This window comes from Actinomadura sp., from assembly GCF_044508335.1.
Lineage (GTDB): Bacteria > Actinomycetota > Actinomycetes > Streptosporangiales > Streptosporangiaceae > Spirillospora.
The window spans coordinates 8152-15963 of the sequence record NZ_JBIQHY010000007.1 but is presented as its reverse complement, the minus strand read 5'-3'; the positions used below and the strand labels follow the sequence as shown (position 1 = coordinate 15963).

Below are 7812 nucleotides of genomic sequence, written 5' to 3'. Positions count from 1 at the left end.
GCGCTCCGGGAGGTGCGCTCCGGGAGTCAGGCGCTCCATTCGCGGCGGCGGGCCTCGGCGAGGGCGATGGCGGTGGCGACGGCGACGTTGAGGGAGCCGACCCGCCCGATCTGGGGGATGTAGGCGACGGCGTCGGCGGCGGCGAGCAGGGCGGGGGAGCAGCCGTGGTCCTCGCCGCCGACGGCGAGGCAGACGTCGCCGTCCAGGGGCGCCTCGTGCAGGGGGACGGCGTCGGTGGCGAGCTCGACGGCGACGAGCCGCAGGCCCTCCTTGCGGACGGCGGCGGCGGCCTCGGCGGGGGTGCCGGCGTGCTCCCAGGGGACGAGGCGGTCGGTGCCGAGGGCGGTCTTGGCGACGCCGCGGTGGGTGGGGGGCGTGGCGTTGCCGGCGAGCCACAGGTGCTCGACGCCGAACACGGCGGCGCTGCGGATGATCGAGCCCATGTTGTACGGCTGGGTGACGGACTCGACGAGCAGGCCGAGCCGGGCGCCGGTGCGGCGCCGCCAGTCGCGGTTGAGGCGCTTGACGTCGGTGGCGCGCAGCTGGCGGCGGCCCTGCTGCGGCGTGTTCGCGGGACCGGGGGTGCTGCTGCTCATCGGGCGGGGCCTTCCGTGCTGGTGGAGACGCGCAGGACGCGGTAGGCGGACCGGGAGGCGATCCGCTCGGCGGGGAAGCCCTGGCCGGTCAGCCACCGCTGGAGGGAGTCGGAGCCGAGGTGCTTCTGGACGACGAGGTGGGCGAGGCCGCCGGGGGAGAGGCGGGGGAGCCAGGCGAGGAGCAGGCCGTGCAGGGCGGCCTTGCCGATGCGGATCGGCGGGTTCGACCAGATCGCGGCGAACCGCAGCGCGGGGTCGATCTCGTCCGCCAACCTGAACCTTACATTGTCAAGGCCCGCGGTTTTGGCATTGCCCTCAGCAATCTCCAACGCCCGCCGATTGACGTCAACGCCCCAGACCATCGCCGAAGGGGAGCGCTTGGCGAGGGTGAGCGCGATGGGCCCGTACCCGCAGCCCAGGTCGAGGAGGTCGCCGTCCTGCGGGGGCGGGGGGACGGTCTCCAGCAGGACGCGGGTGCCGGGGTCGACGCGGTCGGGGGAGAACATGCCGCTGTCGGTGTCGAGCCGCAGGTGCAGGTCGGGCAGGACGAGGTCGACGGTGCGGCGCCTGCCGGCGGCGCCCGGCCGCTCGGCGAAGTAGTGATCCCCCACGGCCGCCGACGCTATCAGGGCAGGCGGGAGAACCAGACCAGGGAGATGCCGCCGGCGGCGAAGGCGAACAGCAGCGCGATGCCGGTGTAGCGGGCGGCGACGTCGCGGTGCTCGGTCTTGAATCCGAGGGAGCTGCCGATGTTGCGGTAGACGTCGTCGAGCTGCCCGGCGTCGGCGGCCTCGTAGGCCTTGCCCTCGGTGCTGTCGGCGAGGGTCCGCAGCGTCTCCTTGTTGACCGACACGCTGGTGGTCTCGCCCTCTATGTCGACGGTGCCGTAGGGGGTGCCGAACGCGATGGTGGAGACGGGGATGTGGGCGACGCGGCTGGCGTCGATGGCCTCCTGCACGGACCGGCCGGTGGTGTTGTCCCCGTCGGACAGCAGCACGATGTGCGCGGGCGGCGGGTCCTGCCGGGCCTCGGCGTCGAACGACCGGACGGCCTGCAGGGAGGTGAACACGGCCTCGCCGATGGCGGTGCGCTTGGCCAGGACGAGCTGGTCGAGGGAGGCGATGGCGGCCTCCCGGTCGGCGGACGGCGCGGCGACGAGGTTGGCGCTGCCGGCGAACGCGACGACGCCGACGTTGAAGCGGGCGGGCAGGTCGCCGATGAACTTCTTGGCGGCGGCCTTGGCCGCCTCGAACCGGCTGGGCGAGACGTCCCTGGCCATCATGGACAGCGACACGTCCACGGCGACCATGATGGTGGCGCGGTCGCGGGGCACCTTCACCGACGTCGCGGGCCGCGCGAACCCGACCATCATCAGGGTGATCATGGCGAGGAACAGGACGGCGGCGACGTGCCGGCGCCAGCCGGGCCGTTTCGGGGCGACCTGCGACAGCAGGGCGAGGTTGGTGAAGCGCACGGCGTACCGCTGCCGGCGCAGCTGGACGAGCACGTAGGCGGCGGCGAGCAGCGGCAGGAGGCCGAGCAGCCAGAGGCGTTCGGGTGACAGGAAGGTCATGGGCGCACTCCCGCTGTGGTGACTGGCCGGCCGGCGGCGCGGCGCTGGCGGAGGGCGAAGCGTGCGACGTCGGCGATCCAGTCGCGGTCGGTGCGCAGGACCAGGTGGTGGGCGCCGCAGCGGCGCAGGGCGGCGCGGGTGCGCTCGCGCTGGGCGGCGGCCGCGGCGGCGTACCGTTCGCGGACGCGGCGGCTGAGCACGATCTCGTGGACGGTCCCGGTCTCGGGGTCGGCCATCTCGACGAGTCCGACGTCGGGGAGGTCGAGTTCGCGGGGGTCGATGATCTCGACGGCGAGGACCTGGTGGCGGGCGGCGAGGCGGCGCAGCGGGCGTTCCCAGTCGGGGCGGCCGTCCTGTCCCGCGGGGGCGGGGTCGGCGCCGTCGGGGGCGAGGAAGTCGGAGATGATCACGCGGAGGCCGCGGCGGGTCTGGCCGCGGTGCAGGGAGGTGATGGCGGCGGCGAGGTCGCGGGGGGCGGCGGCGGTGCGGGCGGTGTCGGCGCGGTGGGCGCCGTCGTGGACGGACTGGGCGTCCAGGACGGCCTGCAGGAGGGCGTAGAGGGCGGCCTTGCCGGTGCGGGCGGGCCAGCGGCGCATGCCGTCGGCGTGCAGCAGGTAGGCGCCGGCGCGGTCGCCGAGGCGGACGGTGAGGAAGCCGACGGCGGCGAGGGCGGCGACGGCGAGGTCGCGTTTGATCATGGTCCCGGTGCCGAAGTCCATGCTGGGGGTGAGGTCGACCAGGGCCCAGGCCTCGAGTTCGTGGTCGGCGACGAGGTCGCGGACGTGCGGGGTGGTGGTGCGGGCGGTGACGGCCCAGTCCATGTGGCGGACGTCGTCCTCGCCGGGCTGGTAGAGGCGGGCTTCGGCGAGTTCGGTGCCGGGGCCGGGGATGAGGCCGAGGTGCTCGCCGTTGAGCAGGCCGTCGAGGCGGCGGGTGACCTGGAGTTCCAGCCGCCGCAGGGTGCGTTCGGGGGCGAGGTGGGCGAGCTTGCCGCCGCGCCGCCGCCTGCCGGGGGTGGGGCGGGTGGTCATGCGGTCGTCACCGCCGCCGCTCCGTGGTTCCAGACCACGCGGGGCGGGGGGACGGCGGTGAGGATCTGGGCGATGACGTCGCCGGGGTCGATGCCGTCGGCGAGGGAGTCGAAGGTGAGGACGAGGCGGTGGGCCATGACGTCGCGGGCGACGGCGCGGACGTCGTCGGGCAGGACGTAGTCGCGTCCGGACAGCAGGGCGAGGGCGCGGGCGGCGGAGGCCAGGCCGAGGGTGGCGCGGGGGCTGGCGCCGATCTCGATGACGCTGCGCAGGTCGGGCAGGCGGTACTGGTCGGGTTCGCGGGTGGCCATGACGAGCCGGACGATGTAGTCGGCGATGAGTTCGTGGACGGAGACCTCTTCGGCGGCGCGCTGGAGGCCGGCGAGGCGGTCGGTGTCGAGGATCTGGGTGGCTTCGGGCGGGTCGACGCTCATCCGCTGGAGGATCTGGAGTTCCTCGTGGGCGGCGGGGTGGTGGACGTCGATCTTCATGAGGAAGCGGTCGCGCTGGGCTTCGGGGAGGGGGTAGACGCCTTCGGACTCGATGGGGTTCTGGGTGGCGAGGACGATGAAGGGTCTGGGGAGGGGGTAGGTGTTGCCGCCGAGGGAGACCTGGCGTTCGGCCATGACCTCCAGGAGGGCGGACTGGACTTTGGCGGGGGCGCGGTTGATCTCGTCGGCGAGGACGAAGTTGACGAAGACGGGGCCGAGCTCGACGTCGAACTGCTCGGTGGAGGGGTGGTAGATGCGGGTGCCGACGATGTCGGAGGGGACGAGGTCGGGGGTGAACTGGAGGCGGGCGAAGGTGCCGCCGACGACGTCGGCGAGGGTGCCGACGGCGAGGGTCTTGGCGACGCCGGGGACGCCTTCGATGAGGCAGTGGCCGCGGGCGAGGAGCGCGACGATCATGCGTTCGACCATGTGGTCCTGGCCGACGATGACCTTCTTGACCTCCGCGAGGGTGTTCTGCAGGAGTTCCGCGGCCTCGTCCACGTCGGTGGCGGGGATGGTCATGGTGGGAGTCCCCTCGCTGTCCCTGGTGGCCGCTGGCGGGCCTGTCCGTCGTGTGCCGGGTGGGTGTGTTACGACCCTACGCGATCACTTGTACCCGTTCGTTCGGGATACGTGCGCGCGGGCGATGATCGGTTCAGGGGCGTTCCATGGGGGTGCGCTGGGGGCGGCCCGGGCGGCGGGCGTAGTCGGCGGGCGTAGTCGGCGGGCGTAGTCGGCGGGGGTGGTCGCCGGGGCGCGGCCGGGGGGCGCGGTTGTTAGTGTTGCGGCCATGTCGAGGCCGTTGCCGCCGGGTGACCCCGTTCAGCTGGGGCCGTTCCGTCTGTCGGCGCGCCTGTCGGAGACCGCCGCGGGGATCGTGTTCCTCGGGGTGGACGGTGCGGGGCGGCGCGCGAGCGTGGCGGTGCTGAACCGCGGCGCGGCGGGCGACGCGGCGGCGCGGGACCGGTTCCGTGCGGCGATCAACGCGGCGGTTCCGGCGGCGGGCCGGGCGGGGGTCGGCCCGGGCCGTGGACCGGCGGCCGGGCCGGAGGGTGCGGCGCCGGTGGTGGCGGCGCAGCCGGACGGGCCGGCGCCGTGGGTGGCGACGCTGTACGAGGCCGATCGGGCGGGGGCCGAGCGTTTCCTGGAGCCGGTGGTGTTCCAGGGGTCGGGCCGCACGTGGTGGGGCGGGCGGCGGCGGGGGCCGCAGTTCCAGCCGTACTGGCTGGGGTCGGGGGAGCCGGCGCTGGAGGAGCCGCCGCGGCCGGCGCCGGCGGTTCCGGCCCCGGTGGGGGAGCGTGCGCCGGAGCGGAACCTGGTGGCGGGGGTCTTGGGGCTGGCGGCGGGGCTGCTGGTGCTGGTGCTCTTGCTGGCGGTGCTGTTCGCGTGCCAGCCGGAGGTGGAGGAGCCGCCGCCTGCTCCGCCGGAGCCGACGCCGTCGTTCCCGCAGCCTCCGCAGGCTCCGCGGCCGGGGACTCCGTCCCCGTCGCCGTCGCAGGGGCCGTCGACGCCGGCGCCGAGCCCGTCGCCGTCGGGTTCGCCGTCGGGCAGCGGCGGCGGTGACGACGGCCCGCCGCTGTGACGGGCGCGCGGGTGGCCGTGCGCTGATTGCGGGCCCCGGGGGCCGCCGGCGGGTGAATTCCCGTTGCGCGGGTGGGGTGCGGGCGGTGAGGATGGGCGGATGGTGGAGAGTCTGCTGGCGTTCGTGGGTGCTGCGGTGCTGGTCGCGATGGTGCCGGGTCCGAGCACGGTCGTGATCATGCGGGAGTCGATGCGGTCGGGGCGGCGCTGCGGCCTGGCGACGGTGCTGGGCAACGAGACGGGCGTGCTGCTGTGGGGGTTGGCGGCGGCGGTGGGCCTGTCGGCGCTGCTGGCGGCGTCGCGGCTGGCGTACGACGGGCTGCGCATCGCGGGCGCGGCGGTGCTGGTGTGGTTCGGGGTGCGGGCGCTGCTGCAGGCGCGGCGCGGCGGTCGGCGCGGCGAGGCGTCGGGTGGGGTGTCCGGTGAGGCGTCCGGTGAGGTGTCGGGCGGCCCGTCCGGCGGGGCGGGGGCGGAGCCGGAGGGCGGCGCGGGGCTGCCGGGGTGGCGGTGCTACCGGCTGGGGCTGGTGACGAATTTCGCCAACCCGAAGGCGGGGGTGTTCGCGGTGTCGTTCCTGCCGCAGTTCGTGCCGGCCGGGTGGCCGGTGGTGTGGGTTCTGGTGGGGTTCTCGGTGCTGTGGGCGTTCATCGACCTGGCGTGGTACACGGTGGTGGTGTGGCTGGTGGGGGCGGCGCGGCGGGTGCTGGGCCGGCCGGCGGTGCGGCGGCGGCTGGAGCAGGTGTCGGGCGTGGTGCTGGTGGGCCTGGGGGTGCGGCTGGCGGTGGAGGCGCGTTGAGTCCCGTCGGGCGTTTTGGCACATTTCCATGATCACTTTTGTGGGGGCGGGTCGTAGCCTGGGGCGATGACCGCACTGGATGACCTGGCCGGCCGGTACGCCGACGAGTTCGCGGCGCTGGATCCGTGCCTGGCGGCGCTGATGGGGATCGCGGGGCAGGACGCTGGGCTGACCGACTACGGCCCGGACGGGGTGGCGGCGCGGGCGGAGCTGGTGCGGCGGACGCTGGCCGAGCTGGGGCGGGTGCCGGTGGAGGGCGAGGCGGGGCGGGTCGCGGCGGCGGTGATGCGCGAGCGGCTCGAGGTCGAGGTTGCGTTGGACGAGGCGGGGGTGCGCGACGGTTTCCTGGACACCACCGACGGGCCGGTGCAGCGGCTGCGGATGGCGGTGGAGCTGCTGGACCGGGGGCCGCAGACCGACTGGGCGGCGCTGTGCGCGCGGCTGCGGGCGCTTCCGGGGGCGCTGGCGGGGCTGCGGGTGTCGCTGGAGCGGGCGTGCGCGAAGGGGCGGGTCGCGGCGCGGCGGCAGGTCGTCCGCAACGCGCGCGAGTGCGCGGAGTTCCCGGCGTATCTGGCGGGCCTGGCCTCGCGGCGGGGCGCCGGTGCGCCCGCGGGCGCGGCGGCGGAGGAGCTGGCGGCGGCGGTTCGGGGCGCGTCGGCGGCGCTGGCGGAGTTCGGGTCGTTCCTGACCGGGACGCTGGCGCCGCGGGCGCCGGAGCGGGACGCGCTGGGCGGCGACCGGTACCGGCTGGGGGTGCGGGACTTCCTGGGGACGGAGCTGGATCTGGCGGAGACGTACGCGTGGGGCTGGGAGGAGCTGGCGCGGATCGAGGCGGAGATGGCGGACGCGGCGGCGGAGATCCTGCCGGGGGAGCCGCTGCCGGCGGTGATGGCGGCGCTGGACGCCGATCCGGCGTACCGGGTGGCGGGTGCGGAGGCGTTCCGGGGGTGGATCCAGGAGCTGGCGGACCGGGCGATCGCTGATCTGGACGGGGCGCATTTCGACATCCCCGAGCCGCTGCGGCGGATCGAGTGCCGGATTCCGCCGGTGGAATCGGGGATCTACTATCTGGCGCCGGCGGAGGACCTGTCGCGTCCGGGGACGGTGTGGTGGACGGTGCAGGACCCGGCGGCGGAGATCGTGACGTGGACGGTGCCGACGACGATGTTCCACGAGGGGGTGCCGGGCCATCACCTGCAGCTGGGGGTGACGACGCTGAACCCGCGGCTGAACCGGTTCCAGCGGCTGTCGAGCGAGCTGCATCCGGGGCATTCGGAGGGGTGGGGCCTGTACGCGGAGCGGCTGATGGACGAGCTGGGGTACTACGCCGATCCGGCGCACCGGCTGGGGATGCTGGCGGGCGGGCAGCGGTTCCGGGCGGCGCGGGTGATCTTGGACATCGGGCTGCATCTGGAGCTGCCGATCCCGGCGGGGGCGGGGTTCCACGAGGGGGAGCGGTGGACGCCGGAGCTGGGGTTCGCGTTCCTGCGGTCCCGCAAGGGGCCCGATTCCGATTCGGCGGTGGCGTTCGAGATCGACCGGTACCTGGGGCGTCCGGGGCAGGCGATCGCCTACAAGCTGGGGGAGAGGGTGTGGCTGGAGGCGCGTGAGGCGGCGCGGCGGCGGGCGGGCGCGGCGTTCGATCTGAAGGAGTTCCACCGCAGGGCGCTGGATCTGGGGCCGATGGGCCTGGACCTGCTGCGCGCCGAGCTGGAGCGCGTCTGAGCCCGGCGGACCGGACACG

General features: G+C 74.9%; 8 protein-coding genes. 3 read left to right on the top strand and 5 right to left on the bottom strand.

Annotated elements, in window-relative coordinates:
- Positions 1-26 precede the first annotated feature (26 nt).
- The 5 genes from ACIWVC_RS04545 to ACIWVC_RS04525 are packed head-to-tail and all read right to left on the bottom strand — an operon-like array spanning position 27 to position 4213.
- On the bottom strand, positions 27-596 hold the full coding sequence (locus ACIWVC_RS04545; protein WP_396449534.1) for a TrmH family RNA methyltransferase: 570 nt from the start codon (positions 594-596) through the stop codon (positions 27-29).
- The gene (locus tag ACIWVC_RS04540) at positions 593-1207 is read right to left on the bottom strand and encodes a class I SAM-dependent methyltransferase (RefSeq protein WP_396449533.1); all 615 of its coding nucleotides are present in this window, start codon (positions 1205-1207) and stop codon (positions 593-595) included. The genes ACIWVC_RS04545 and ACIWVC_RS04540 overlap by 4 nt, the downstream gene beginning before the upstream one ends.
- Before the next feature lie 14 nt (positions 1208-1221).
- Positions 1222-2169, bottom strand: a complete 948-nt coding sequence (locus ACIWVC_RS04535) for a VWA domain-containing protein (RefSeq protein WP_396449532.1) — start codon at positions 2167-2169, stop codon at positions 1222-1224.
- Complete coding sequence (locus tag ACIWVC_RS04530) at positions 2166-3200, bottom strand: DUF58 domain-containing protein (RefSeq protein WP_396449531.1); 1035 nt, start codon at positions 3198-3200, stop codon at positions 2166-2168. Before ACIWVC_RS04530 ends, ACIWVC_RS04535 begins: the two co-directional genes overlap by 4 nt.
- A complete protein-coding gene (locus ACIWVC_RS04525) occupies positions 3197-4213 on the bottom strand; it encodes an AAA family ATPase (protein ID WP_396449530.1) in 1017 nt (338 codons plus the stop codon). Before ACIWVC_RS04525 ends, ACIWVC_RS04530 begins: the two co-directional genes overlap by 4 nt.
- A gap of 268 nt (positions 4214-4481) precedes the next feature.
- Between ACIWVC_RS04525 and ACIWVC_RS04520 the strand changes: the two genes are divergently transcribed.
- From ACIWVC_RS04520 to ACIWVC_RS04510, 3 genes are all read left to right on the top strand, one after another.
- Positions 4482-5273, top strand: coding sequence for a hypothetical protein (locus ACIWVC_RS04520; protein ID WP_396449529.1), 792 nt, complete (start codon positions 4482-4484; stop codon positions 5271-5273).
- A 99-nt stretch (positions 5274-5372) separates the two neighbouring features.
- Positions 5373-6068, top strand: a complete 696-nt coding sequence (locus tag ACIWVC_RS04515; RefSeq protein ID WP_396449528.1) for a LysE family translocator — start codon at positions 5373-5375, stop codon at positions 6066-6068.
- Between the two features lie 66 nt (positions 6069-6134).
- Positions 6135-7793 carry a DUF885 domain-containing protein gene (locus ACIWVC_RS04510; protein ID WP_396449527.1) on the top strand — a complete coding sequence of 553 codons (1659 nt, stop codon included), beginning with the start codon at positions 6135-6137 and terminating at the stop codon, positions 7791-7793.
- The last annotated feature ends 19 nt before the right edge of the window (positions 7794-7812 follow it).